The organism is Bacteroides mucinivorans, from assembly GCF_034654355.2.
Lineage (GTDB): Bacteria > Bacteroidota > Bacteroidia > Bacteroidales > Bacteroidaceae > Bacteroides > Bacteroides nordii.
The window spans coordinates 4,188,759-4,213,941 of record NZ_CP178179.1; the positions used below are offsets into that span (position 1 = coordinate 4,188,759).

Genomic DNA, 25,183 nt, shown 5'->3' on the forward strand with positions numbered 1-25,183 from the left:
AAATCATCTACTTCCTTGTCAAATAAGCTCATAACTACTACTCTGAATAGGCATATCAAGATTATGTAATACTTTTTCCAGAAGAATACCTTCACGATTATCGTACTCGTAACCAAATGTAGCACGGATACCCTGAAGGATAAATTGTGTAGCACGATCAAGAGCAATAGGCAGGCTGTCACCTTGTAATAAAGCTCCAGTAATAACACTGGTGAAAGTATCTCCCGTTCCCGGATAATGGGCCGGTAGATAAGGACAGGTTATTTTCCAAAAACGATTCCCGGAACGATTATAGGCATATACAGACGTCTTATGGATATCGTTCAGCACAGGGACGCTGGTAATAATCACTACCTCCGGTCCCTGATCTGAAAGTTGGCGGAGATAAGATTTCAGCTCTTCATCTGTATTCTGTTCTTTATATGGTAAATCAAGCAAATAAAATAATTCAGTAAGATTAGGAGTGATGACATCAGCTTTAGTTATCAGCTGGCGCATCTCCTTTATCATAGAATCATGAAAGTTGGCATACAGTTTACCATTGTCACCCAAAACAGGATCTACTACCACAAGACTCTCCGGTTGACGAAAATCGTCAATGAAGTCCGACACAATTTGTATCTGAAGCGGAGAGCCGAGATAGCCCGTATAAAAAGCATCAAACTGCATACCCAGTTTTTTCCATTCAGAAATAATCTTAGGCATCTCTTCCGTCAAATCAAGGAATGAGAAATTGGGATATTGCGTATGACTTGATAATACAGCCGTAGGCAACGGACATACCTGAAAACCCATAGACGAAAGAATGGGAATAACAATTGTAAGAGATACCCTTCCAACTCCCGAAAGGTCATGAACAGCAACTACTTTCTTTACTTTATTTGCATACATAGATACTAATTTTTCAATGTGATAATATGCCAATGTGCCGATTGGCCGCGCTATCAACAGACGATAAATCATGCCGCATGGCACATTGGTACATTATTTAAGAATAACCAGCACATCTCTTGCCCCATGTGCTCCCATCACCAAAGCCTGCTCTATATCAGCTGTCTTGGAAGGACCGGAGATAAATGTACCGAATTCATATTTTTCATTTTTTACTATTTCATAAGCTTCATGCATATTGCTGACAATCCGGTTACGGTCAAGAATTATCACCAGTTTTTCTGCTATAAAGTAAAGGGCTTTATACTTTACTGTCTGGGGTATCCATACAGCAGCATTTTCAGCAACACCCAATTCTCCTGCTACTACAGCTATGTCCGTACCATCCAGATCTTGTGCACGATCTAATTCATCAGGATTGAATGTAGCACAAGTCACTTCATCTAAATCCGAAGCAATACGTGTAGCCTCAGGATAGGTCCGGCGGATGACAGCATTGACATCTTCTTCTTTTCCCAGAAGCATCGCCTCACCACCTACTGCACGAGTCATTTCACAAAATTCAGTTACCACATCAGGATAGACCGTTGTCTTTATTTGCCACTTCGGATAGTCAAAACGCTTTTGCGTATTCTTGCGAATATTGGCTAATATTTCTTCTCTGCTACTCATTTCGTATCCTCCTTTCCTTGTACTTTATTCTTCTTCCACATCTCATTGAATGACTCACCGGCAAATTTCGGAAGTTCACGCCCTTTCCCCCATGCATCGAGATCATTATACTTGATGAAACGTGGTAAATGATTGACCACCGGAGCTGCCCACAAAGCTGCATTAAACAACACAGGCCGATCCATCAATGCCTTCATTCCGCCAGACATGATCTTCTTTCCGGTATCTGCCTTTCCAATTTTATCGAGTATCTGACGCCATTTGTAAATTTGCTCGGCAAGGTCTACCTTTACCGGACAAACATCAGAACAAGACATACAGAGTGAACAGGCCGAAAGATTATCATAATACTTCTCCGGATTGTGTGCCATCCCCAGATTGATACCGATAGGACCGGGAATAAAATACGTATACGAATAACCACCACTACGACGGTATACCGGACAGGTATTCATACAAGCACCACAACGAATACAGTTCAATGTCTTGATATGATCGGGATGAGCAAGAATCTCACTACGTCCATTATCCACAATGATAATATGATATTCACCCCCTTCACGAGGTTTACGATAATGCGAAGTATAAGTAGTCACAGGCTGTCCGGTAGCCGAACGAGCCAATAACCGGGTAAATACTCCCAATGACTCCATATCAGGAACTATCTTTTCAAGACCGAATGCAGCAATATTCAGTGTAGGACAAGAGGTTCCCATATCAGCATTCCCCTCGTTAGTACATACCACAATATCTCCGGTAGAAGCTACGGCGAAGTTGGCTCCTGTCATGGCAGCCTCCGCATTCAGAAATATATTTCGCAGATTCTTACGCGCAGCATGTGTCAGATAAGTAGGGTCAAAATTGCCTTTCTCCGTCCCCATCTCCTTCTCAAAGAGCTCACCTACCTGTTCACGTTTAATATGAATGGCAGGCAACACGATATGACTCGGTGGCAAATGCATCAATTGCAGAATACGTTCACCAAGATCGGATTCCACAACATCAATACCTCTCTCTATAAGGAAAGGGTTGAGTTCGCACTCTTCGGCAAGCATGGATTTACTTTTCACAAAACGGTGTACCCCATGACTATTAAGAATCTCATAAACAATAGCACAGTATTCATCGGCATCTTTCGCCCAATGAACGATAGCACCATTGGCAGTCGCATTCTTCTCAAACTCTACCAGAAGCTCGTCAAGGTGGCTATTAGAATAAAGTTTCAGCTCACATGCCTTTTCCCGCAAATCTTCCCACTCGGGGACCTCTTTGCTCATCTTATCTCGTTTGGCACGAACCATCCAAAGGGTTTCATTGTGCCACGCTGCCATTACAGGATTCTCTAAGAATTTCTCGGCAGCCTTTGCATGTTTGGTACTCATAATTGCGACGCTAAGATTTCTACTACGTGAATAATTTTAACAGGCAGTTTATCACGTTCGATAACGCCTTGCATATGCATCAGACAAGAACTATCGGCTCCGGTAATATATTCCGCTCCGGTTTCCATATGGTGCCTTATCTTATCACGGCCCATACAGACAGATACGGCCTGCTCTTCGACAGCAAACATACCACCGAAACCACAGCATTCATCTACATGACTGGGCTCAAAGATTTCTATTCCTTCAACCAGCTGAAGGAGATCGCGCAGTTTATTAAAGTAAGGAATATTCAGCTCGCTCGGAGCAGATAACATGAGTTCGCGCACACCATGACAACTATTATGGATACTCACTTTATGCGGAAAACGGGCTTTCAGTTTTTCGGGCTTAATCACATCATGAATAAAAGCACAAAGATCATAAATTTTGCCAGCACTTTCACACTGATGCCCTTCCTTCGCCAGGATACCCGGATGATTCAATTTGACAAAAGCCACACAACTCCCGGAAGGACCTACAATGTAATCGTACTGTTTAAACAGATCATCAAAACGAAGCGCCAGTTTAGAGGCTTCGTCCTCAAACCCCGCATTTGCCATCGGTTGTCCACAGCATGTCTGATCTAACGGATAATCAACATCTACCCCCAAACTCTTCAGAAGTTTATACGATGCCACCCCCACATCAGGATAAATAGCATTAATGTAACAAGGAATAAATAAACCTACTTTCATAATTAGTCAGTTATTAGTTATGAGCTATGAATTACGAGCCGATAACTTGTAACTCATGGCTACTGAATATCTATCAGTTTGTGCGTTTGCAGGCTTAGTCTCCATTTGGGATGTCGCATCACGCAGTCCACCGTCAATGCGGTGTTACTACAAGAACAAGGTTGGAGGAAAAAATGTTCGGCGGGAAGTAACTCATAAACGTCAATATTTTGTCCTTCATAGACAACTTTCACTTCATCTATCTTGTTTAAGCTTAATTTTACACCCTGCTTGGGCGAACAAGTTATCCAGTCGATAGAATCCGGCAGCGGACGAGTACCATTCGTTTCAATACAAACGTACTTCCCTGCCTGATGTAAAAGATCAATAAAATTATCATCAATCCACAGAGAAGGTTCACCTCCGGTAAGTATCACCATAACTGCCGGATATCTTTTCACTTCAGCTATGATTTCTTCATCCGTCATCATCGTACCTTCTTCATGGCGGGTATCACAAAAGCTACACTTCAAATTGCATCCGGAGAAACGGACAAAAACAGCAGGGGTACCTGTATGATACCCCTCACCTTGCAGACTATAAAAAATTTCATTAATCTTTCTCATAGATAGCCGTGTTTGATTCAGATTCCTGTACTTCTACCTTAAAACAATGCGGAACTCGTTCACAAACCCAACGGGCTATATTCTCAGCGGTAGTATTAAAAGGAAGTACTTCATTCAGATTCTGGTGATCCAGCTTTTCTTTTACAGCCTTCTTGATATGGCTAAAATCCACTACCATCCCATCGGCATTGAGTTCCGCAGAGCGACAGTAGACTGTGATAACCCAATTGTGACCATGAAGATTCTCACATTTGCTGCTGTATGAAAGGTTCAGGCTGTGCGCAGCCGACACTTCCAGGCGTTTAATTACTGTATACATCGTCATATATATTTAAAAAGTCCTGCATCTAATGTCACCTCGATGCAGGGGCAAAGGTAATACAAAATCATATTTCCATTCTGCAAACATCGTTATTTTTTCTACATTTGCAGAATGAAAACTATCTGTATCATTTTAGGAACTGTATCACTGGCACTGGGCATTCTGGGTATTTTTCTACCACTGCTCCCCACAACCCCTTTCCTGTTGCTTACTGCGGCACTCTATTTCAAAGGGTCACCACGTTTGTATCAATGGTTACTGAATCAGAAACACCTCGGCCCTTATATTCGTAATTTTCGCGAAAACAAGGCAATACCGTTACGGGCAAAAATCATCTCATTACTACTAATGTGGGGCACTATGCTTTATTGCATCTTTTTCCTCATCCCATTGGTATGGGTTAAGATACTACTATTTCTGATTGCTTCAGGAGTTACCTATCATATACTTTCTTTCAAAACATTAAAGAAATGAGATAATCCGGTACGGGCATCAGCCAGTTTGTCTTCCCAATGTTTTACAGAGTTCTGTCCAATCACGTCCGATACATATTTCACTGAAATAAAAGGGATCTCTTTGGAAGTACAAACAAACGCCTGTGCATAGGCTTCCATATCAACCACATCTCCTTCAATATCGGTCAATTCGGTAAGAAAACTATCACCGGTATTACAGGTAGCCGATTCAGTCCAATGCCGACAGAAACCTTTCTGCTCAAGCAATGCAGAGGTATCCAACTCATAACTTAATCCCAATCCTGCAAGTTTATGCATATCCCGATCAATGAAATGGCGGCAAACAAATACATCTCCTACCTGATGATTGATTGTCCCTGCTGTACCCATATTTATCACAATATCCGGCTCTACCTGACGAATTGCTTCGGCCAGATGAAAAGCTGCTTTTACTTTACCAATACCGGTACGCACATAATACACTTCCACATCGGGCCATTTGATCTCTGCAAATTCGCCTTGTACGGCGTAGGTTACTAATATTTTCAACATATACTATTTTTCAAATTGATTATTTGGAATAACGTGACACCACGATATTCATACAAATATAAAAGAATAATCTTGGGCGTACAAATAATTCAGAAGATATAGTATGGAAAGCCTTAAAATTAAGAATGAATTACTGGTAGATTTTTCATAAAAAGCAAGATCGGCTACGTTGTTTTATTCCAATAATTTCTAAAATTAAAATATATTTCTTAACTTGCAACCGTTAGCATTATTCACTTATTATGAGAAATCTATTTCTCCTTTCAGCCATACTGTGTAATTGTTATGTGTATTCTCAATTACCAGTGATTCCCGTCCCTCAAGTCGGTAGTTTAGGAACTTATGGGACAGATATGAACACACAGCCCCGTTCTGTACAAAGCAATCCTTTTGCAAACAGTCACCAAGCAAGCCCTTATGATCCGAATGAAGTAATACGCCAAAGACAAAGAACTCGGCAAGAGATAGATTATGCAATAACCCAAATGCGTGAGATTGAAGAGAAGCAAAACACAGCACTTTATCTTATCCATAAAGGTTTCCCATCCTAGGCCAATGAACCCGGAACGGAATACTTTCGCAATGCCTACAAAGAGTTGAATAGAATGTTATGCGACTCCACCCCATTAAATCTGGAACGTGCCGTATTCTTTGTAGAGAACGCATATTTGGACAACAAATTGAACATGGATGATTTCCAAAAGAACATCAGAGAAAAAGTGAATTATTGTAAATGGCGAATAAAGCAGTTAAATCTCAACCCCAAGGATGGACTGGCCAAAAACATGGCTATATTCTGTCTGCTTACAGATACTCTTGATATCAAGCAACCGGGAACAGAAAAAACAATCACCAGCTACCCGCTAAAATATAATTTAGATGATTATGGAAGAATTCTCTGCCCACTATAAGAAAAATGATCAAATAATTATATGAAACGAATTGCACGGATATGAAAAAGATCTCATTAATAATTACAGTATTAATTGTGGCTTGCTTCTCAGCACAAGCCCAACAAGCGGAAGGCAATCCTTTTGCCCGGCTTGGCTATAAAGCCGATGTATATACATTTGGTGAAACAAAAGAGTTTCATGATCTGGATGTAGTTGTAGAAATTGGGGAGGTACTGTTTAACACAGAGACGAATAAAGTTGTCGGGGTTATTGAAGACAATGATTCTTTAATTGAACTTAAGCCGGAACTACAGAGCATGTCGATAGATCCGCATTGCGAGAAATATTACTCGATCAGTCCGTATGCATATTGTATGAATAATCCGGTTAATGCTATTGATCCGGATGGAAAATTAGTACTATTCATCAATGGCATGCACAATGGAGATGGAGGTCAGTCCAAATATTGGGAAGGAATGGATAAGTTAGTAATGGATCATTTGAATGATTACAACAAATTATATTTTGATGGATCTATGGGGGGGAGCAGAAGGGTTATTTAATGGTATTATGTCCGACAAAATACTGGGTCCACATAAACTAAAAAGCATAAATGCCAAAGATAGATACACCGCTGGATACAATGAAGGTGCCGCTTTCGCTTCATATATTTTAGATCAACTAACAGATGGAGAAACAATAAAGGTTATTACACATAGCATGGGAGCAGCTTATGCAAAAGGAATGATACAAGCACTCATTGACAAAGGTATTGATCCATCTCTTTTTGCATTTGAAGCAGATTTTGCTCCGTTTCAACCAACAAAGCAGGTTGCAGTCAACGGTATTAATACTTTCCAATTCACCAATAAAAATGATCAAGTAGCAAATAATAGATTATTAGGAAGTCCTTTTGGGAAAATAGAAGGAGCTTCAATATTGTCAGTAGACAATGATAAAAACAAAGGACATGGATTCTCAAATTTCATCCAATCAATTCTTAGCTTACCTACAGGTAAATATAATATAATAAATGGACAAATTATACCAGAATAGTATACATATGAAAACAAAAAAACATCATCCTCTTAAGATTCTAACAGGCGCATTATTATTCTATTGGATTATCACTTTTATCACAATGTTTTATTTAGAATCGAAACATCCGGGAGGAGAACAATTCTTATTAAGAATATTCGCTATAGGAATGAATTATTTTCCATTTTGGGGAATAGCAGTAAGTATATCACTTATATTTTATCACAAAGAATGGGCTGTAAAAAGATGGTATATATTGTTGATTATAATTTTATTATTTATATATTTATTCGTCTTTTCTTGGTGGTATATCATCTTTCATCCATTATGATAATGTAATCAAAGATGAGCATGAAAATATTAATAACTACATTTACTATCATATTTGCTATGTTGATAAATTTTAGATGTACCAACAATCAGCGCAAACAGGAAGCAATATTAAAACAAAATAATTTTTTGCTTTCTGATACTATTAATCAATTTAGTAGTGATAGTATTTTCACTAAACCCATTAAATTAGCTATAAATGAATACATTAAGTATATAGATAGCCTAAACTTAAAAACACCTATCGAAGATTTAATTTCAGTTTTATATTTTTATTCTAAATCAAACGAAGAATACCTTTTAATGACCGCCGAACCATATTATACAAAAGAGTATATAAAAGGTTATACTTACATTGGCAAATGTATATTTGTCTATTATGGCATGGAAGATATCGCACAGAAATACATTAACACAAATAAATTCATTCCTTATCGGGATACAATACCCCGTTTTCGTGCATACGAGGACGTCTCAGGAAGTTATTGTGATGCATTCGGAACAATTTATCAAATGAATTGACAGATATACGAGGATTAAGAACCGAATTTAACGAATTATCTATTTTACAGGCTCATAATTAATCTCAGCTTCTTCATCCGTCCGTTCTACCTTTATAATCACAGGTCGTAGCCCATCATTGCACGAACAAATAGCAACTCCTTCTTTAGTTACCAAAACACTTGTCCTTCCTTCATCATCGGACATTTTGTAAAATCCGGACCGGCATATTCTTTAGCCAGTTCTTCATTAAGAGTTGTTTTTAAAATCGTTATCTTACAGCGTTTCATATTTATTCCCATTTACTATTGTATTCTACATAGAGAAAAACAGTTCGTTATTTCCACAAAGACAGTGAAATTAATTTCTTATTTTAGAAATTATAATTTTAACAATCAGATAAAAGGCATTATAAATAAAACAGTTTATCACACATCAGATAACGGATATATCCGAATGCATCATTCTTTTTGGACTATATTGGATTGGGTGCGTTTTTTTTATGCCCCAATTAAAACTTTAAAAGAAGTATATATGGGGCACATTTTTTATTTATCTAAAGAAAGCAACAAGACGACATAATTTCAAACTTACACATGAAAATCTCAGAGAGGGAACGTTCCAGATTAACTGACAAAGATGCAATTCGAGCAATGTGCTGGAAAGAATTATTCGACAGAATAGACAATTCTCAGAAACAAACAATACCATGAAAAAAAGGATTTATGATAATGAGTACCCATGTCCCTGCTCTGCAAAAAAAGATATGGAAACGTCTGAAGATGTTTATACATTTCTACAAAATCTCTATGAAAGATTAGACACTTTTGATTGGAACAAATTCGGCCTTGCAGATTTAGAATGCGCATATTGTAATGTTACAGAAAATTTTCTGGAACTAATACTTGATCGCATTCGTCTATTTATAAAGGACACATAAAGAATTATCTCAATTTAATCTGATCCTAACCTATCTTTAGAGAAATCGCCGTTCACTCACGTTATTTCAAGTTGTGAGGAACGGCGGTTGTTTTTTAGTACATTGTTATATCAGAATGCTTCACGCTTGTGCATGTCTCATATTACGTAGTTAGTTTCCATTTCCTCCCACTTACTTTTAATATTCTCTTCTCCATCAAAATAACCTAATTGAATATCCTTATCAAATATCTCTCCCGATGGAACAAGATATATCTTATTTGAGTCCGGATATTCACACACATCGTATCCCAAGAAAGTTCGTATATCCAAATAAACGCAAGGTTCTGTAGTGTGATTATACAGTTGATGCGCCCCTGTTTCACCCTTTTCAAAAAACACAAGATCTCCCTTGTTCACAACTTCCAGACCTTTAGGAGTTCTCAGAGTAGCAGCACCCGAAATTATCATAAATAACTCTTCTGCAAATCTATGATAATGATATGCCGAACAATATTGCCCGGGATTTAACCGACGCAAATCAAAGTTTAAATTTTGAGGTTCTACTCCTTTACTCATCCTGGAGATATCAGTAAATAATCTGAAGTTATCTATTCTGTTTTCATTCTCTTTAAACTCTCTCTCGGTTGATTTCAGAATTGTTGCCATAAGTTATTTCTTTATTAAATTATTAATCTGTATGTGGGGATTAATTCAAATCTGAAAATAATAAACTATTACATTAATAACTATATTGTATCAGTACAACTTCCGTTAGAAATTATTTACTTTATAATATAGCTCTTCAACGCCTCCACATACTCTTCAAAAGCATCTACCCCTTGCGGCGTAATTTTACAGATAGTACACGGCATCTTCCCTTTAAAAGTCTTTGTCACTTCCACATAACCCGCTTTGTTCAGTTTATCAATCTGTACACTCAGATTCCCTGCCGTAGCTCCTGTCTGCTGACGGATATAGACAAAGTCCGCTTCCTCTACAGAAATAAGCAACGACATCACCGCCAGGCGAAGTTCGGAATGGAGTAACGGATTCAGTTCTTTAAACATTGTTTCTCTTTGCTTTATGATTGACAATATGTCCCGGAATGATCATCACCACTACAATAGCAAGGGCAAAAGCAAAAACCTGAGGTAAAGGACCTTCTACGATGGTGTTAATATTAAAAAGCATACCCAAAGAAATAGCGATACCAAAAGCGGCACAGTTATAGAATGACTTTTCCTGAATGACAGAGCCTGTTATGCCTGCACCAACGGATAACACAAGTAACAGCAGAGGTAATATAGCAATGTTGTTTCCATAATTCAAGGCCAACAGAGCAATAATGGCACAAGTTCCCCCCACTATTTGCCATACATTAGAAATCACTTTATCGACATAACTCATAGTTCTTTTCCCATCTCTCCGGGACATCCACCAGATATACAAACATCCTATTACCGGAATGACACTTCCAAGCCAGAACCAACTCTGACTTCCTGTGAAATAAAGTAATACAAAAATTGCAATAGAAACGGCAAGCGTTAAATATCCCCAGAACAAAAAGGAGTTACCACTTCCTACTACCAAACCTTTTTTACTATTTTGAATCATCTGTGCTATCAGCGCCAGGCTCTCTTGTTCATTCAATTTCTTATCTTCCATTTTTCTTAACTATTTATTTCAACCGTTTGCTACTCAACAATGCATATAAAGAAACAAGCAACAAAGGTAAATGATACATTCCTAAATAAAAACCCGCAGGGGAAGCAAATTGCCCTATATTATAAACTCCGATAATGAGTCCTACCATTGCTGTCACCCTGTAAGTAGTCATATTAATTCGGGGACGACATAGCGTAAGCAATGTCAGAAACACAGGAGTCATTGGGCAAAAAGCCAGCGATGCATAGCCCGAAAAGAGATAGGCCGGATTAAAATCCGGTTTCACATTCAACAAATCCATAGGAAACCATAAGCAGAAAAAAGCTACAGGAATCAGCCATGATGTTCTCCAATTGAGATTGGAGAAATCATACTCATTCTCCCCCTTCCAGCAATCCCGAAACCAGACAAAAGCAACAAATGACATCATTACCAGATTAACCGTTACCACGCTGACTCCATATTTATTGGTAATGGCTATGCTCTGAATAACTGCATACAACAAATAACAGGCCCCCACATAAGCCGAGAAAAAACGCCCGATTCTATTTCTAAAAAACAGCAAGGCTACAATCAATGCAAGTGCCATCCACTGAAATATAAAGGAATAAGGATAAAAGCGGTTTATCAAAGCATGTCCCAGTGTAGTAAAAATAATCTGCCCCATCTCTTCAAAGCGAAAACCTTTAGTGGCTATCGGCATTAATATAAACTGCAAGACTATCAGTACCAGAAAGAATTTCCAGGAAGTGCAAAAACGCTCGAAACGTGTCGAAGTATCTTTCATAATCATTTTCCCTTCTTATTTCCTTATATTTGCACTGTAATTTATCATATGTCCGGGAATAATCATCATAAAGATGAAAGCAGGAGCAAAAGCAAGTATCTGATTTACACCTGTTACCCAAATGCATCCCAAAGAAGATAGCACCCCCAGCAGACCACCTATCAGTGCTATTTTAGAGTGTATCAGCATTCCGGTCAATATCACTCCCATTCCCATAAGCAAAAGAATAATAAACAAAATAGGAAGAGGATAGACAATAGAAACACAAGATACCAAAAAACCAGCACTCCCAAATACAATCCAGATATAGCTTACAACCCGATCTATATAAGTCTTTACAGCCGATTCATTCTTTCTGCTCACCCAAAGAGTGCCAGGAAATCCGATAGCCGGCAAAAGAAACCATAAATATTGCCACTCATACTTTCCGGTCGACGCAACCATATACCATACCAGTAATGAAATAATCACTGTTCCATACCCCCATATCAAAAAAGGAGTACCACCGTCCTTTTCAACTCTTGTCCGCGTGTTTTGAATCATTTGAGAAATAAGCTCTAAACTTTCTTTCTCATTCAGTTTTTTGTTTTCCATATATCTTATGTCCTTTAAATTATTCAACTACCTGTTGTACTCAAAACTATAATATAAGGCTACGATAACCATAGCACACCAAACTCCCAATATTTTCAAAATAATGTCTTCCATCGTATTTTCTGATTTAATAAACGAATTAAATACATTGCACCAAAGATTTAAATCCGATGCAAACATAAGTAGTTTATTTTATAAACCAAACTATTTAATAAATTAATTTATAGAAATATTAGTTCATCCAATTTCAGTAACAATAAAGAGGGCGATTAAGTATAGGTTTAAACTACACTCAATAACATACTTTATTAGCAACTGTATACCAGTTTATTACAAGTATAGCTCGTGTAGTAAGAAAGTAAAACACCCGGATGTTATACACTACAACATGGGGATGTTTTCAATAAGAACATCCCCATGTTTTGATAGCAGACTTCAGAAGTTAATGATAGCAGGATATAAAGAACGAACCACTAAAAAGTATGCACTTTGTCTCTACTTAACTCCGATAGTAAACATCCATCTAATAGCTATTTTCGCCCCAAACGACTAATTTCTGCAGAAAAGTTTTTGTAATCTCAGACTTAATTGTATTTTTGTGTACAATTTTGGTGTAGTAATGACAGAAGAAGCAAAAAAGCTATTAAGTACCTTTGAAGCGAGACTACGGCATTTAATCTATCTTCACGATGAATTAAAGCGTGAAAATGCTGAACTTAAGCAACTTCTCGAAGAGGAGAAGAAAAAAAATGAAAGGATACTGGCTGAATATAAAGAATTGGAAACAAGCTACACGAACCTAAAAACAGCTACGGCAATCAGCCTTAACGGCAGCGATGTAAAAGAGACAAAGCTGCGATTGTCTAAATTAGTGCGTGAAGTCGACAAATGCATCGCTCTGTTGAATGAATAAAAGAAGAGATGTATGAACGATAAAATAAAGATAAACCTGCAAATTGCAGACTCATATTATCCTATCACAATCAATCGTGACGAGGAAGAATTGATGAGAGAAGCAGCCAAACAGGTAAATATCAAGCTCAATGCTTATCGGGAGCATTACAAAAGCCTGGAACCTGAGAAATTAATAGCTATGGTAGCCTATCAGTTTTCACAGGAGAATCTAAAACTAAGGCAACGTAACGATACCGGTCCGTATACAGAGAAGATAGAAGAATTGACGGAAATGCTCGAAGAGTATTTCAAGGGTGAGTGAAAACACGCCCTATCAACAAATTTATAGAAAACCCACGCACTGCAAGATACTCGGGAGAAAGAATTTCCTCGTATTTGCGGTGCGTTTTTATTTATACTTAAATTAAATTACAATGTTAGTAACAATAGTAGCATCCATTGCTTGCTTCATCGTAGGTGGCATATTGTCATACGTATTATTCCGATACGGACTAAAGGCCAAATACGATAACGTCTTGAAAGAGGCGGAAACCGAAGCGGAAGTGATAAAGAAAAACAAATTGCTGGAAGTTAAGGAGAAATTCCTCAACAAAAAGGCAGATCTGGAAAAAGAAGTAGCGCAACGTAACCAAAAAATTCAGCAGGCTGAAAATAAACTGAAACAGCGCGAAATGGTATTAAGTCAACGTCAGGAAGAGATTCAGCGTAAGAAAGCAGAAGCTGACGCCGTAAGAGAAAATCTGGAAGCTCAACTGGGAATTGTTGATAAGAAGAAAGAAGAACTGGACAAACTGCAACATCAGGAGATAGAAAAGCTGGAAGCACTTTCCGGTTTGTCTGCCGAAGAAGCAAAAGAACGCCTGGTAGAATCTTTGAAAGAAGAGGCCAAAACACAGGCACAGTCCTATATCAATGATATCATGGACGATGCCAAGCTGACAGCCAGTAAAGAAGCAAAACGCATTGTGATACAGTCTATTCAGAGGGTAGCTACGGAAACAGCTATTGAAAACTCTGTAACCGTATTCCACATTGAATCTGACGAAATCAAAGGACGTATTATCGGTCGCGAAGGACGTAATATCCGTGCACTGGAAGCTGCTACAGGTGTAGAAATCGTAGTAGATGATACTCCGGAAGCAATCGTTCTTTCTGCATTTGACCCTGTACGTCGTGAGATAGCCCGCCTTGCTTTGCACCAGTTGGTAACCGACGGACGTATCCATCCTGCACGTATTGAAGAGGTAGTATCCAAAGTACGCAAACAGGTTGAAGAAGAAATCATCGAAACCGGTAAACGTACCACTATTGACCTCGGTATCCACGGATTACATCCGGAATTGATCCGTATCATCGGTAAGATGAAATACCGCTCTTCTTATGGTCAGAACTTGCTGCAACACGCTCGCGAAACCGCGAATCTCTGTGCTGTAATGGCCTCTGAATTAGGCTTGAACCCCAAAAAAGCAAAACGTGCCGGATTGTTGCACGATATTGGTAAAGTGCCTGATGAAGAACCAGAATTGCCGCACGCATTACTTGGTATGAAGTTAGCCGAGAAATTCAAAGAGAAACCGGATATCTGCAATGCTATCGGTGCTCACCATGACGAAACGGAAATGACAAGCTTGCTCGCTCCGATCGTACAGGTGTGTGATGCTATCTCCGGTGCACGTCCGGGAGCACGCCGCGAAATTGTAGAAGCGTACATCAAACGTCTCAACGACCTGGAGCAATTGGCTATGGCTTATCCGGGAGTAACAAAGACTTATGCCATCCAAGCGGGACGCGAACTTCGCGTTATCGTAGGTGCAGATAAGATTGACGATAAGCAAACAGAAAGCCTGTCGGGTGAAATTGCGAAGAAGATACAGGACGAAATGACTTATCCGGGACAGGTGAAGATTACCGTAATCCGTGAAACACGTGCGGTTAGCTTTGCTAAATAAAAAAACGAATAAAGAAGAATATCAAGATAAGGGCGAAGCAATTCGCCCTTTTTTAATAACGTTTTCCTGCTATGAGAAAGTATAAATTCGAAATATGTACCAACTCGGTAGAGAGTTGCCTGGCTGCACAGCAAGGTGGAGCAGACCGCGTAGAGTTGTGTGCCGGAATACCGGAAGGAGGAACAACGCCTTCGTATGGTGAAATTGTTGTTGCACGGGAACTATTGCATATCAAACTCCACGTAATAATCCGTCCTCGGGGAGGTGATTTTCTCTATTCACCCTTAGAAGTGAAAACGATGTTGAGGGATATAGAAATGGTAAAGAAAACAGGTGCAGATGGTATTGTATTGGGCTGTCTGACACCAGACGGAGAAGTTGACATGCCTTTAATGAAGGAGTTGGTAGCAGCTGCTGACGGGTTATCGGTTACCTTTCACCGGGCTTTCGATGTATGCCGTAATCCACAGAAAGCATTGGAAGAAATTATAGAATCAGGTTGTAACCGCATACTGACTTCCGGACAACAAGCAACCGCAGAAGCCGGGATTCCTTTATTAAAAGAGCTCCGGAGACAAGCTGCCGGACGGATTATCCTACTTGCCGGCTGTGGTGTAAACGAAAAAAACATAGCACGTATTGCCTCAGAAACAGGAATTGAAGAATTCCACTTCTCGGCACGTGAAACAGTGATCAGTGGCATGCAATACCAAAACCCTACCGTTTCAATGGGAGGAACAGTACAAATTGACGAATACACCAAACAGATAACTACCGCAGAAAGGGTGGAAAAGACGATAAAAGCAGTGAGTAGTGATAAGTGATTAGTGATTAGTGATTAGTACCATGCGGCAATACGATGGCGCAGTTTACTTATCACTACTCGCTTATCACTAATCACTAACTACTAATCACTAATCACTTATCACTAATCCCCCCCTATCTTACAAGTATGGTATAATCGTTATATAGATACCAGTTATGATAGCAGAGGTGATGACGCCGGAGATATTGGCTCCTAAAGCATCACCAAGAATAAAAGAGTTAGGATTGTCTTTACTTACTATCTTCTGTGCTACTTTTGCAGTTGTCGGCACACAGCTTACAGCAGCAATACCAATCACCGGATTATAATTACCCTTTTTGATAAAGTACATAACATACCCTCCCAAGATACCTCCTATACCAGAGAAAAGCAGGGCGATAACACCTAAAACCAGCAATTTCAGAATCTTTGGATCAAGTAGCAAATGGGCATCACAAAGTACCCCCAGTAACAATCCAAGCATAAAAGTAGAACCATACAGTAACGGACCACTCACAAAGTCATAAATATGCTTCATCCCGGACTCACGCACAGCCACACCTATAAATAAAGAGAAAAACAAAGGAGATGCTACCGGAAATAAGAAACACAACACTGCGCACAGAATAGCAGAGAAAGCCAGTTTTACTTTTGCATCGTAATTTTTAGGGGCCTTCTTTGTAGTCATCTTAATAGCACGCAGACGTTTGGGAACCATTAGTTTTACTAAATAAGGATACCCACCATACGTCAACCCCAAATAGAGATAAGCTACTACTGTGATAGGAACAAACAGATGCTTTGCGAGTGCCAGTGAAGTAAAGAGCACCATTGGTCCGTCTGCTCCGCCAACCATAGCTACCGAAGCACTCTCCTTAAGTGTCAGTCCCAAAGCAGAAGCAATAGGAACGGTTAGGAAAGTACCCAGCTCAGCACACAATGCCAGAAATATACTTGCAAATGGTTTCTGGAGCAGAAAACCTACATCAAGCAACGTACCGATACCCATAAACACAAAACAGGCTATCAATCCATTACTGAAAGTCAATGTATAAACCGGTTGCAAAAAGTCAATCTGCATGGTATTCATCAACTCATCTGTATCTGAGAGCATCGGATCGAGAAATAAGTTTCCCAATGTACCGTCCGGCATTATCAGCGTACCACAGTTGATAGCTACCATTCCCAATCCCATCGGTATCATTACCATCGGTTCCAGCACACCTTTCCAGCCCAGATAAATAAGCAGAAAACCTAAAGCGACAAGAAACACACGGGCACTTGCGAGTAGCCAGCCACTCTCCATCATTGTTCCCACTCCTTGGAACAAGCTCATAAAGTCTATATTTTCCATGATATGATAAGTTTATTATTTGGTATTGGCAGATGATTTCTTACTGTTATCTTTATGCTGTTGGAGCATTTCTTCTCGTTTTTCAAGATAAACGATGTGGGTATCTTCAGGGTAATAATACTCCAACAGATTATCATCGGATGCACCCGGACTTACCCCATGATAATATCCGTGGTAACGAATGATATCCCGATTAATACCACGACTGTAATCTTCCCGTTTATCGCCCGAACCATCCTGTTCAGCTATGGCATTGTGCCACAACAAACGCTCCACATTCTGACGTACTTTCTTTAAACGCCGCAATCGTTGGAGTTCTACCTGATGAGAGCTATAGAAATCGAGTGAATCGGCTGCACTTGCAATAAGTTTTATCACTGCAGCTACAAAAAAGCCTATGACGAACGTAAGTCCCATCATGGCAAAAGTGGCTAATAATAATTTTAACATAGTAATATATTTTAAGTTATTAGTTCGTTTCAGAGTAAAGAAGAGGCGCCCAATGGTAAACCATTATTTAGACACACATGAAATTCTTTTAATTCCATTGGGCTTTCCTCATTCATCCACATAAGGGCAATCGGCTGATGCACTGCCTGAATCACTTCGGTTACATCTTGTCCTTATATGATGCTTATCCCGTTATCACAACGGAACTACAATATCTTTTATCCCCGGATATCAACTAATATTCGGGAGGTATATCATTCAATTCTGCTTTCGTGAATACCGGGCCGTCCTTACAAACATAAAGTTTTCCGACATTACAACGTCCGCACTTACCTACACCACACTTCATTCTATTTTCCAAGGTGGTATAAATGTTCTCGTCTTTAAAACCTAACTTCTCCAATACCGGAAAAGTGAATTTAATCATCACCGGAGGACCACAGACAATAGCCACCGTATTCTCACTATCGGGAGCTGCTGCTTCCAGAACCGAAGGAACGAAACCAATCTTACCTTTCCAGTCGGATGTTTCGCCTCCCGGATCAACCGTAGTAATCAGATTGACATCCGGACGGTTCTCCCACTCCTTCAGCTCTTCTTTATATACCAGATCGTTGACAGACTTTGCACCATAAACAATCGTAATATCTTTAAAATTCTCCCGCGTATCCAAAGCGTTCCAGATGACGCAACGCATAGGAGGAAGTGCAATACCACCGGCTACGAACAGCAGATTCTTACCCTTCCATTCATCTATGGGGAATGTATTTCCGAAAGGTCCCCGAAAGCCCACCGTTACTCCTTCTTCAAGTTTAGATAACCCGGTAGTCACCCTTCCCGCCTGGCGGAAAGTACATTCTATATATCCCTCACGCGTAGGAGAAGAGGCAATACAAAAGGTAGACTCTCCTTCACCAAAAGCAGAATACTCACCAAACTGTCCGGCTTTGAAGTGAAAGTTTCGCCCTTCCTCTTCATCCTTAAATCTCAACCGGAAAGTTTTGACTCCCGGAGCTTCCCGGGTTATCTTTTCCACCACTATCAAGTGTGGAAGATATATGTTTGACTGCTCATTCATGATTGGCAATAGAAATTAAATGTTCAAGTATATTCATATCTACAGGACAGGCACGGGAACAACGTCCACACCCTGTACAACCTGTTTCGTGTATCCTCTCGGGCATATAAGAAAACTTGTGTAATATCCGCTGACGCCAACGGGTACTTTGCGTAGGACGCGGATTATGCCCGGAGGTATGTTGTGTAAAGAGAGAAAAGCCACATGAATCCCAACAACGGATACGTCTGCCGGATGATCCTTTGGCATCTTCCTGAATATCAAAACAGGCACAAGTAGGACATACAAAAGCGCAGGCTCCGCATCCTAAACAACGTTCCGACTGTTGTTTCCAAACCGGACTATCAAAGGCATCAGTAAGTTTCTCACGAATTGCTTCGGGAGTGAAATGTGTTGTAACGGTAGCTAAATATTTATCTTTATCGATATCACCGACAGGTTCAAATTCTACAATATAGAGTTTTGCCAGTGCCTTTCCTTTCATTGTCAATATCTCCACAAAAGCACTTCCATCAGGCAGGAGTGTTACCTGTATATCACTTCCGTTGGTATTTCCCGGTCCTCCGTTCACCGAAGTACAAAAACAGGACTCATCACAACGGGAGCAACTAAAGCTGATCAGCGTAGTTTTAGCACGCCGTGCATTATAAAGTTTATCTTTATAATCCCAGTTAAATATCCCGGAAAGCGGGGCAAAGCCGGCAGCATCACAGGGACGGATTTTCCATAACACCGTTTCAGGGAGAGCATCGGGATTAGAATCTTTCAGCGTAGTATCTTTGCCTTCTTTATGATAAGAGAACAACACTTCGGCTGTCGGAAAAACAACCCGTTTGACCGATTGAGTGGTCTGTACATAGTCTGTTGCCACCTCGTCCGGTGAAGTAATTTGCCGGAAGTCAATTTTATCTCCCTGCTGTACGGGAGCCAGTACACGCATTCCTTTTTTCAGCATCTGGTTCAGCCACTGTTCAAGGCTATTCTTACTTATATGTAGATTTTCCATGACTGCAATTTAATGTATAAAGTTCTCCTTATCCCCCACATTGAATGTAGAGAGTACATTCCCATTCTGAGCAGTTTGTCCGGGAGTAAGTCCGAACTCACTTCCGATATCCTCCATCATCTTATGAGTCAGAAGATGTATCGGAATACCTACCGGACAGGCTTCACCACAAGCACCACAACCAGTACAACGTCCGGCAAGGTGCATAGCACGATTTATCTGCCATTCAAAATTCCCTATCGGAGCAGCCCAGGGTTGAATCCATTGAGGACAATTCACCTCAACAATACAACGTGTACAATAACACAAAGGACAGGCTGCCCGACAGGCATAGCATTTGAAACATTGAGAAAGTTCCTGCATCCAGAAAGCCCAACGTTCCTCACGGGTCATCCCCTCCAGTTTGAGAATCATTTCCTGTTCCTTCTGTTCCATTGCATATTGAAACTGAACCAGGTATTCGCTCATTGCATCAAAACCTGAAAATTCGATCACTTCCCCCTTCTGATTCACCGTAAGAAAAACAAAATTATCTTCTTTCAACTGGTGTTCTACTGAGAGTTGAACAATACTGCGCAATACCGGAATAGTGGTTACTACTGCTACTTTTCCGGTTCCCAACAGTTCCGGTTTAGTCAGATATACAGCCAGGTTATTTATGCAACGACTATCATAAATGAGGCGTTGTGCATCTTCGGCACTTTCACAAAAAAAAGGACGGGGTTTCTTATTTCCCTCTTCATAACCTATCACTTTGGTTACAATACCTTCGGACAGCAATGCTGCCGCTTTTTCAGTTAACGCACTCATTGATAGTCTCCTCTCCCAAATAGTTTGTAACTTTCTGATACTCTTTATAAGGTCCCAGTTCACGTATTTCTGCTACTGTACTATTCACCAGATCCGCCCACTTGGCTCCTTCGGCAGCCGACACCCAGGAATAACGGATACGACGTACATCAATGCCCAGAAAATCCAGCAATCCACGGAATACAATCCAGCGACGACGGGCATGGAAGTTACCGGAAGTATAGTGGCAATCATTAGGATGACAACCGGAGACGATAATTCCATCGGCACCTCCTGCAAAGGCTTTCAGCAGCAGCATAAAGTCGATGCGCCCTGTACATGGGAAACGTACTATTTCCACATTTGTGGCATATTTCAAACGGCTTGTTCCCGTGAGGTCTGCTCCGGCATACGTACACCAGTTGCAGACAAAGGCAACAATCCGGGGTTCAAATTCAGTTTTATTTTCGTTCATAGCCTGTTCTTTTTTAGTTTTGCAGCAATGCCATCACTTCGGCATAAACCTGTTCATTGGAATACCCTTGTATATCTATTGATTTGGAGCGGCAGAAAGCAACACATGTTCCGCATCCCTGACAAAGACCGGGATTGACCCGCGCCACTGTCTTAATCACATTGCCTCCACGGTCTTTTATCTCTTCACGCTCAATGGCTTGATAAGGACAGGCAGTCTGGCACATGAAACATCCTACACAAGTGCTGAACATCGGCGGTGCCGTACGATTGACCACTGCAATCAACGGTTCACGAACCAGATTAGCTTGTGAGAACAATCCGGCAACCTTAGCGGCGGCTCCTGATGCCATTCCTACTGTTTCGGGAATGTCTTTCGGCGCCTGACAAGCTCCGGCAAGAAAAATACCTGCCGTGTTTGTTTCCACCGGTTTTAATTTGGGATGTGCTTCGGCAAAGAACTTGTAAGGATCATAAGAGACATGCAGCTTCTGCGCCAACTCCTCAGCACCTTTATTGGCAACTCCGGCTGTGGCAAGTACTACCATATCGGCTTCTATCTCCACAGGCGAAGCTCCCAGCAAAGTGTCTACTCCTTTTACAATCAATTTACCATTTTTCTCATAAATGCGCGAAACACGTCCACGTACATAGTTCACCCCATCTTCTTCGATGGCGCGGCGTACAAACTCTTCATAGTTTTTACCTCCGGCACGAATATCCATGTAGAACACATAAGACTCGCCCTCATGCACTTTGTGCTGATAAAGCATGGCATGTTTAGCCGTGTACATACAGCAGATTTTAGAACAATAAGGGATTCCTTTGGCCGGGTCACGCGAACCGGCACAGGCCACAAATACTATTTTCTTAGGAATCTGTCCGTCAGAAGGGCGACGTATTTCCCCCAATGTAGGACCGGATGCCGAAGCCAGACGCTCAAACTGAATACCTGAAATCACATCCTTATATTTTCCATAACCATATTCCGGAAAGAAGTCCGTATTTAATACATTGAATCCGGTGGTCACTACCACTGCTCCCACCTCTTCGGTGATGATACGGTCTTCCTGATCAAAACGGATAGCACCGGTAGGACATAGCTTCTCACAAACCCCACACTTCCCGGTACGATAGTGTGTACAATGCGCCCTGTCAATAACCGGTTTATTGGGTACTGCCTGAGGAAAAGGGACATAAATAGCAGTACGCATACCCAAACCTGCATTAAATTCACTTGGAATCTTCCTGGTGGGACATTTAGTAGTACAAAGCCCGCAGCCGGTACATAGTTTTTCGTCGATACTCTTTGCTTTCAACCGGATACTCGCTTTGAAGTTTCCAATGAATCCTTCTAAAGAGTCCAGTTCGGCGTATGTATAAAGAGTGATATTGGGATGTTGCGCAACTTCCACCATCCGGGGGGTAAGGATACATTGAGAGCAATCCAGTGTCGGAAAGGTTTCGGAGAGTTGCGACATATGCCCACCAATAGAAGGTTCTTTTTCCACCAGAATCACCTGATGTCCGCAGTTGGCTATATCCAGACTGGCCTGTATACCGGCAATCCCCCCCCCAATAACCAATGCTTTCTTTGTGATAGGCACCTGAATAGGGGTCAGCGGATGATTGCGCTTGACTTTCTCCACCAGGCTCTTTACTATATCGATGGCTTTATGAGTGGTATTCTCCCCTTTCTCGTGTACCCATGAACAGTGTTCACGTATATTAGCTATTTCACAGAGGTAAGGATTCAACCCAGCTTCTGCACAAGCTCTGCGAAATGTAGGTTCGTGCATACGCGGTGAACAAGCTCCTACCACAACACCGTCCAACCCATATTCCTTAATCGCTTGTTTGATCAGTGTCTGTCCCGGATCGGAACACATATATTTATAATCAATAGCACAGGCTACTCCATCCATCTTTGCAGCTGCTTCGGCCACCTTTTCACAATCTACCGTAGCACTGATATTCTCGCCACAATGGCATATAAAAACTCCTATTTTTGACATACTTCTGCTTCCTTTAGATTGACGGTGATAAAATGGCGGTTCAAACCCAACTCAGCGGCAGTAAGGCCGATAGCCAGCCCGATAGCCTGAGTGATATACAGAACAGGAATATCAACCGGCTTTTTAAGATAACGATTAATGGCAGGACGCCGCATATCCAAATTAGAATGACACATCGGGCAAGCTACAATCACAGCTTCTGCCCCTCTGTCGTCCGCATCTTTCAGTATATTACCAGAAAGACGTTCGACAAGATCTGTACGAGAAACCGACAAACCAGCTCCACAACATTCGGTCTTAAAAGCCCAGTCCAGAGGGATAGCACCAATCAGAGACATTAATTTGTCCATACTCTGAGGATCTTCCAGACGATCAAAATTCAAAATCTTATGAGGACGTACCAACAAGCAACCATAATAACAGGCTACATTGTGGGCAAACGGATGTACAACTTTATCAGGAAGTGTACCCAACATATATTTCTCTATCATCTGAATGACATTGAGTATCTTTACAGTACCCAGATAAGTCATACCGATAATTTCCAAAACTCTCTCTTTCAGTGTTTCATCACTTGCCAGTTCATGCTGGACTACACTCAAGCGGTTATAACAGGAAGCACATGGAACAACTATTTCATCCAGCCCCTGCAATTCAGCCAATGCCAGCACCCGGGCAGGCAAAGAAAGAGCAAGCTCCTTATCCATAGAGTGAGCCGCTGTTGCACCACAACAGTTCCAATCTTTTATCTCTACCAACTCAAGTCCGAAAGCCTTTGCCAGTGCTTTGACCGATTCATTATATTCCCGTGAAGTGCCTGTAAGCGAACATCCCGGATAAAAACCTGTTCTCATAGTCTGCATATTATCTGGACTTTTCAATGGTTCGTGCAAATATCTTTTTGATTCTTCCGGTATCTTTTATTGAATCAGGAAGCATATGTAACTTTCCTTTCATCAACATAGAAGGAACTACATTCAGGTCTTGTGTCAAACGGAAAGTACGGACCTTGAATCCAGCCACTAATCCTACTTCGTACAACCTCCCCGTATACTTCACCGAATCAAGAAAAGCGGAATGAAAAGCAACCACTGGTTTTGCTTCTTTATTAATAGCTCTCGTTTTACGGGCCTCTTCGCGCAGATAGTCCATAACTTTGGGGATGTCAACTTCTTTAGGACATCTGGCAATACAATTTTCACAGTTTAAGCAAATCCAAATGGCATTGGAACTCAAAACGCGACGATCGTTCGCCTCGTTCTTTGTTTGTAACAGTCGTATGATGTAGCTGGGGGCATAGTCCATATCCTGAGCCAGTACACACCCGGCAGTACACTTACCGCATTGATAGCAATAAGATACTTTCACACCAGTTCTCTGCTCCAAACCATTGGAAATACATTTTTTGTTTTCCATGTGGGCATGAATAAAAATAGGTAATAAAAAAATAGATTATCGAAATCGCAGAGAAACTGAGAAAGTATAGAAATTACTTACTCTGCAAATGGATAGAATAGTGAATTGACTAAATAAGAATATGAGCTAACGTATAGATATAGTATCCACACGAATACTTCATGCAACTGGTACTGCAAGGTAAATTCCTGTACTTGTTCTCGGGTAACTGAACACTGAGTGCACTAAGAATCTGTATAACAGAAGTTGGCTTATTAAATTTCAAAAGTTTAAACGGTGCAACATTCCTTGAACCGGAAAGGCTGGAAAGAATCCCGTCACAAACCTTATAACCAGATGATTCATCATGAAATACAGAATGCGTATCTCTGACACAATCATTATCTGTTCTGGAAGATAGAATGCAAGCAGACTTTACAGATTGAGAGGTATCACCTACCCGGACTTCAATTTCATTCTGAAGTCCGGATAATTCTTGTCCGGGAGCGATGGTCAGTCCCAATACAAAAAATATACCTATCAATATGTAAAATGCATACTTTATCATAATCGCTGCAAACGTAATAATTATTTTTAATGAAAAACAC

At 40.6% G+C, this 25,183-nt stretch carries 33 protein-coding genes and 1 pseudogene; 11 read left to right on the plus strand and 23 right to left on the minus strand.

Annotated features, from left to right (window positions below):
• Positions 1 to 18 precede the first annotated feature (18 nt).
• The 6 genes from VCM39_RS16035 to VCM39_RS16060 form a co-directional block, all read right to left on the minus strand.
• Positions 19 to 891 carry a pyridoxamine kinase gene (locus VCM39_RS16035; RefSeq protein WP_195350416.1) on the minus strand — a complete coding sequence of 291 codons (873 nt, stop codon included), beginning with the start codon at positions 889 to 891 and terminating at the stop codon, positions 19 to 21.
• 93 nt (positions 892 to 984) lie between these two features.
• Positions 985 to 1,563: a LutC/YkgG family protein gene (locus VCM39_RS16040; RefSeq protein ID WP_322933990.1), complete on the minus strand. Its 579-nt coding sequence runs from the start codon at positions 1,561 to 1,563 to the stop codon at positions 985 to 987.
• On the minus strand, positions 1,560 to 2,945 hold the full coding sequence (locus VCM39_RS16045) for a lactate utilization protein B (protein WP_122201308.1): 1,386 nt from the start codon (positions 2,943 to 2,945) through the stop codon (positions 1,560 to 1,562). The genes VCM39_RS16040 and VCM39_RS16045 overlap by 4 nt, the downstream gene beginning before the upstream one ends.
• Positions 2,942 to 3,682, minus strand: coding sequence for a (Fe-S)-binding protein (locus tag VCM39_RS16050; protein ID WP_221648676.1), 741 nt, complete (start codon positions 3,680 to 3,682; stop codon positions 2,942 to 2,944). The genes VCM39_RS16045 and VCM39_RS16050 overlap by 4 nt, the downstream gene beginning before the upstream one ends.
• A gap of 59 nt (positions 3,683 to 3,741) precedes the next feature.
• Entirely contained in the window at positions 3,742 to 4,287 is a 546-nt protein-coding gene (locus VCM39_RS16055; RefSeq protein WP_221648677.1) for a 7-carboxy-7-deazaguanine synthase QueE, read from the minus strand.
• On the minus strand, positions 4,274 to 4,606 hold the full coding sequence (locus tag VCM39_RS16060; protein WP_221648678.1) for a 6-pyruvoyl trahydropterin synthase family protein: 333 nt from the start codon (positions 4,604 to 4,606) through the stop codon (positions 4,274 to 4,276). The genes VCM39_RS16055 and VCM39_RS16060 overlap by 14 nt, the downstream gene beginning before the upstream one ends.
• A 114-nt stretch (positions 4,607 to 4,720) precedes the next feature.
• Between VCM39_RS16060 and VCM39_RS16065 the strand changes: the two genes are divergently transcribed.
• Positions 4,721 to 5,083: a YbaN family protein gene (locus VCM39_RS16065; protein ID WP_221648679.1), complete on the plus strand. Its 363-nt coding sequence runs from the start codon at positions 4,721 to 4,723 to the stop codon at positions 5,081 to 5,083.
• On the opposite strand, the gene VCM39_RS16070 is transcribed toward VCM39_RS16065, so the two are convergent.
• Positions 5,050 to 5,616, minus strand: a complete 567-nt coding sequence (locus VCM39_RS16070; RefSeq protein ID WP_221648680.1) for a nucleosidase — start codon at positions 5,614 to 5,616, stop codon at positions 5,050 to 5,052. The genes VCM39_RS16065 and VCM39_RS16070 overlap by 34 nt on opposite strands.
• Positions 5,617 to 5,858: 242 nt before the next feature.
• Between VCM39_RS16070 and VCM39_RS16075 the strand changes: the two genes are divergently transcribed.
• From VCM39_RS16075 to VCM39_RS16095, 5 genes are all read left to right on the plus strand, one after another.
• On the plus strand, positions 5,859 to 6,167 hold the full coding sequence (locus VCM39_RS16075) for a hypothetical protein (protein ID WP_322933989.1): 309 nt from the start codon (positions 5,859 to 5,861) through the stop codon (positions 6,165 to 6,167).
• Positions 6,168 to 6,221: 54 nt separating this feature from the next.
• On the plus strand, positions 6,222 to 6,527 hold the full coding sequence (locus tag VCM39_RS16080; RefSeq protein ID WP_322933988.1) for a hypothetical protein: 306 nt from the start codon (positions 6,222 to 6,224) through the stop codon (positions 6,525 to 6,527).
• 41 nt (positions 6,528 to 6,568) lie between these two features.
• A complete protein-coding gene (locus VCM39_RS16085; protein ID WP_322933987.1) occupies positions 6,569 to 7,072 on the plus strand; it encodes a hypothetical protein in 504 nt (167 codons plus the stop codon).
• Positions 7,014 to 7,565, plus strand: coding sequence for a hypothetical protein (locus VCM39_RS16090; RefSeq protein ID WP_322933986.1), 552 nt, complete (start codon positions 7,014 to 7,016; stop codon positions 7,563 to 7,565). Before VCM39_RS16085 ends, VCM39_RS16090 begins: the two co-directional genes overlap by 59 nt.
• 333 nt (positions 7,566 to 7,898) lie before the next feature.
• Positions 7,899 to 8,399 (plus strand): hypothetical protein, encoded by a 501-nt coding sequence (locus tag VCM39_RS16095; RefSeq protein WP_322933985.1) that lies wholly within the window; start codon positions 7,899 to 7,901, stop codon positions 8,397 to 8,399.
• Positions 8,400 to 8,438: 39 nt separating this feature from the next.
• Here VCM39_RS16095 and VCM39_RS16100 read toward each other — a convergent pair.
• A pseudogene (locus VCM39_RS16100) lies at positions 8,439 to 8,668 on the minus strand (hypothetical protein).
• A 419-nt stretch (positions 8,669 to 9,087) separates the two neighbouring features.
• Here VCM39_RS16100 and VCM39_RS16105 point away from each other — a divergent pair.
• Positions 9,088 to 9,318, plus strand: coding sequence for a hypothetical protein (locus VCM39_RS16105; protein WP_322933984.1), 231 nt, complete (start codon positions 9,088 to 9,090; stop codon positions 9,316 to 9,318).
• Between the two features lie 137 nt (positions 9,319 to 9,455).
• Here VCM39_RS16105 and VCM39_RS16110 read toward each other — a convergent pair whose 3' ends face one another.
• The 5 genes from VCM39_RS16110 to VCM39_RS16130 all read right to left on the minus strand — a co-directional run bounded on the left by VCM39_RS16110 (position 9,456) and on the right by VCM39_RS16130 (position 12,345).
• On the minus strand, positions 9,456 to 9,965 hold the full coding sequence (locus tag VCM39_RS16110; RefSeq protein ID WP_221648683.1) for a cupin domain-containing protein: 510 nt from the start codon (positions 9,963 to 9,965) through the stop codon (positions 9,456 to 9,458).
• Positions 9,966 to 10,081: 116 nt separating this feature from the next.
• Positions 10,082 to 10,366, minus strand: coding sequence for a winged helix-turn-helix domain-containing protein (locus VCM39_RS16115; protein WP_002559717.1), 285 nt, complete (start codon positions 10,364 to 10,366; stop codon positions 10,082 to 10,084).
• A complete protein-coding gene (locus tag VCM39_RS16120) occupies positions 10,359 to 10,964 on the minus strand; it encodes a hypothetical protein (RefSeq protein WP_002559716.1) in 606 nt (201 codons plus the stop codon). Before VCM39_RS16120 ends, VCM39_RS16115 begins: the two co-directional genes overlap by 8 nt.
• A 13-nt stretch (positions 10,965 to 10,977) precedes the next feature.
• Entirely contained in the window at positions 10,978 to 11,757 is a 780-nt protein-coding gene (locus tag VCM39_RS16125; protein WP_221648684.1) for a hypothetical protein, read from the minus strand.
• Positions 11,758 to 11,766: 9 nt separating this feature from the next.
• Positions 11,767 to 12,345: a hypothetical protein gene (locus tag VCM39_RS16130; RefSeq protein WP_322933982.1), complete on the minus strand. Its 579-nt coding sequence runs from the start codon at positions 12,343 to 12,345 to the stop codon at positions 11,767 to 11,769.
• Between the two features lie 619 nt (positions 12,346 to 12,964).
• Between VCM39_RS16130 and VCM39_RS16135 the strand changes: the two genes are divergently transcribed.
• The 4 genes from VCM39_RS16135 (at position 12,965) to VCM39_RS16150 (ending at position 16,033) form a co-directional block, all read left to right on the plus strand.
• A complete protein-coding gene (locus VCM39_RS16135) occupies positions 12,965 to 13,258 on the plus strand; it encodes a hypothetical protein (protein ID WP_322933981.1) in 294 nt (97 codons plus the stop codon).
• A gap of 12 nt (positions 13,259 to 13,270) precedes the next feature.
• Positions 13,271 to 13,561 (plus strand): cell division protein ZapA, encoded by a 291-nt coding sequence (locus VCM39_RS16140; RefSeq protein WP_002559712.1) that lies wholly within the window; start codon positions 13,271 to 13,273, stop codon positions 13,559 to 13,561.
• A gap of 112 nt (positions 13,562 to 13,673) precedes the next feature.
• Positions 13,674 to 15,209, plus strand: coding sequence for a ribonuclease Y (rny, locus tag VCM39_RS16145; protein ID WP_002559711.1), 1,536 nt, complete (start codon positions 13,674 to 13,676; stop codon positions 15,207 to 15,209).
• Positions 15,210 to 15,280: 71 nt separating this feature from the next.
• On the plus strand, positions 15,281 to 16,033 hold the full coding sequence (locus VCM39_RS16150; RefSeq protein ID WP_221648688.1) for a copper homeostasis protein CutC: 753 nt from the start codon (positions 15,281 to 15,283) through the stop codon (positions 16,031 to 16,033).
• Between the two features lie 120 nt (positions 16,034 to 16,153).
• On the opposite strand, the gene VCM39_RS16155 is transcribed toward VCM39_RS16150, so the two are convergent.
• The 10 genes from VCM39_RS16155 to VCM39_RS16200 form a co-directional block, all read right to left on the minus strand.
• On the minus strand, positions 16,154 to 17,368 hold the full coding sequence (locus VCM39_RS16155) for a sodium ion-translocating decarboxylase subunit beta (protein WP_221648689.1): 1,215 nt from the start codon (positions 17,366 to 17,368) through the stop codon (positions 16,154 to 16,156).
• 15 nt (positions 17,369 to 17,383) lie between these two features.
• On the minus strand, positions 17,384 to 17,818 hold the full coding sequence (locus VCM39_RS16160) for a LapA family protein (RefSeq protein WP_289291094.1): 435 nt from the start codon (positions 17,816 to 17,818) through the stop codon (positions 17,384 to 17,386).
• A 235-nt stretch (positions 17,819 to 18,053) separates the two neighbouring features.
• Complete coding sequence (locus VCM39_RS16165; protein ID WP_323674045.1) at positions 18,054 to 18,896, minus strand: FAD/NAD(P)-binding protein; 843 nt, start codon at positions 18,894 to 18,896, stop codon at positions 18,054 to 18,056.
• Positions 18,889 to 19,902 carry a 4Fe-4S dicluster domain-containing protein gene (locus VCM39_RS16170; RefSeq protein WP_322933979.1) on the minus strand — a complete coding sequence of 338 codons (1,014 nt, stop codon included), beginning with the start codon at positions 19,900 to 19,902 and terminating at the stop codon, positions 18,889 to 18,891. The genes VCM39_RS16165 and VCM39_RS16170 overlap by 8 nt, the downstream gene beginning before the upstream one ends.
• Positions 19,903 to 19,911: 9 nt before the next feature.
• The gene (locus tag VCM39_RS16175; RefSeq protein ID WP_289291099.1) at positions 19,912 to 20,712 is read right to left on the minus strand and encodes a 4Fe-4S binding protein; all 801 of its coding nucleotides are present in this window, start codon (positions 20,710 to 20,712) and stop codon (positions 19,912 to 19,914) included.
• Positions 20,696 to 21,166, minus strand: a complete 471-nt coding sequence (locus VCM39_RS16180; RefSeq protein WP_195350406.1) for a hydrogenase iron-sulfur subunit — start codon at positions 21,164 to 21,166, stop codon at positions 20,696 to 20,698. The genes VCM39_RS16175 and VCM39_RS16180 overlap by 17 nt, the downstream gene beginning before the upstream one ends.
• A 13-nt stretch (positions 21,167 to 21,179) precedes the next feature.
• Positions 21,180 to 23,180 (minus strand): CoB--CoM heterodisulfide reductase iron-sulfur subunit A family protein, encoded by a 2,001-nt coding sequence (locus tag VCM39_RS16185; RefSeq protein ID WP_322933978.1) that lies wholly within the window; start codon positions 23,178 to 23,180, stop codon positions 21,180 to 21,182.
• Positions 23,168 to 24,034, minus strand: a complete 867-nt coding sequence (locus VCM39_RS16190) for a CoB--CoM heterodisulfide reductase iron-sulfur subunit B family protein (protein ID WP_322933977.1) — start codon at positions 24,032 to 24,034, stop codon at positions 23,168 to 23,170. Before VCM39_RS16190 ends, VCM39_RS16185 begins: the two co-directional genes overlap by 13 nt.
• A gap of 10 nt (positions 24,035 to 24,044) precedes the next feature.
• A complete protein-coding gene (locus tag VCM39_RS16195; protein ID WP_322933976.1) occupies positions 24,045 to 24,596 on the minus strand; it encodes a 4Fe-4S dicluster domain-containing protein in 552 nt (183 codons plus the stop codon).
• Between the two features lie 109 nt (positions 24,597 to 24,705).
• Entirely contained in the window at positions 24,706 to 25,143 is a 438-nt protein-coding gene (locus VCM39_RS16200) for a hypothetical protein (protein ID WP_289291106.1), read from the minus strand.
• Positions 25,144 to 25,183: the final 40 nt, after the last annotated feature.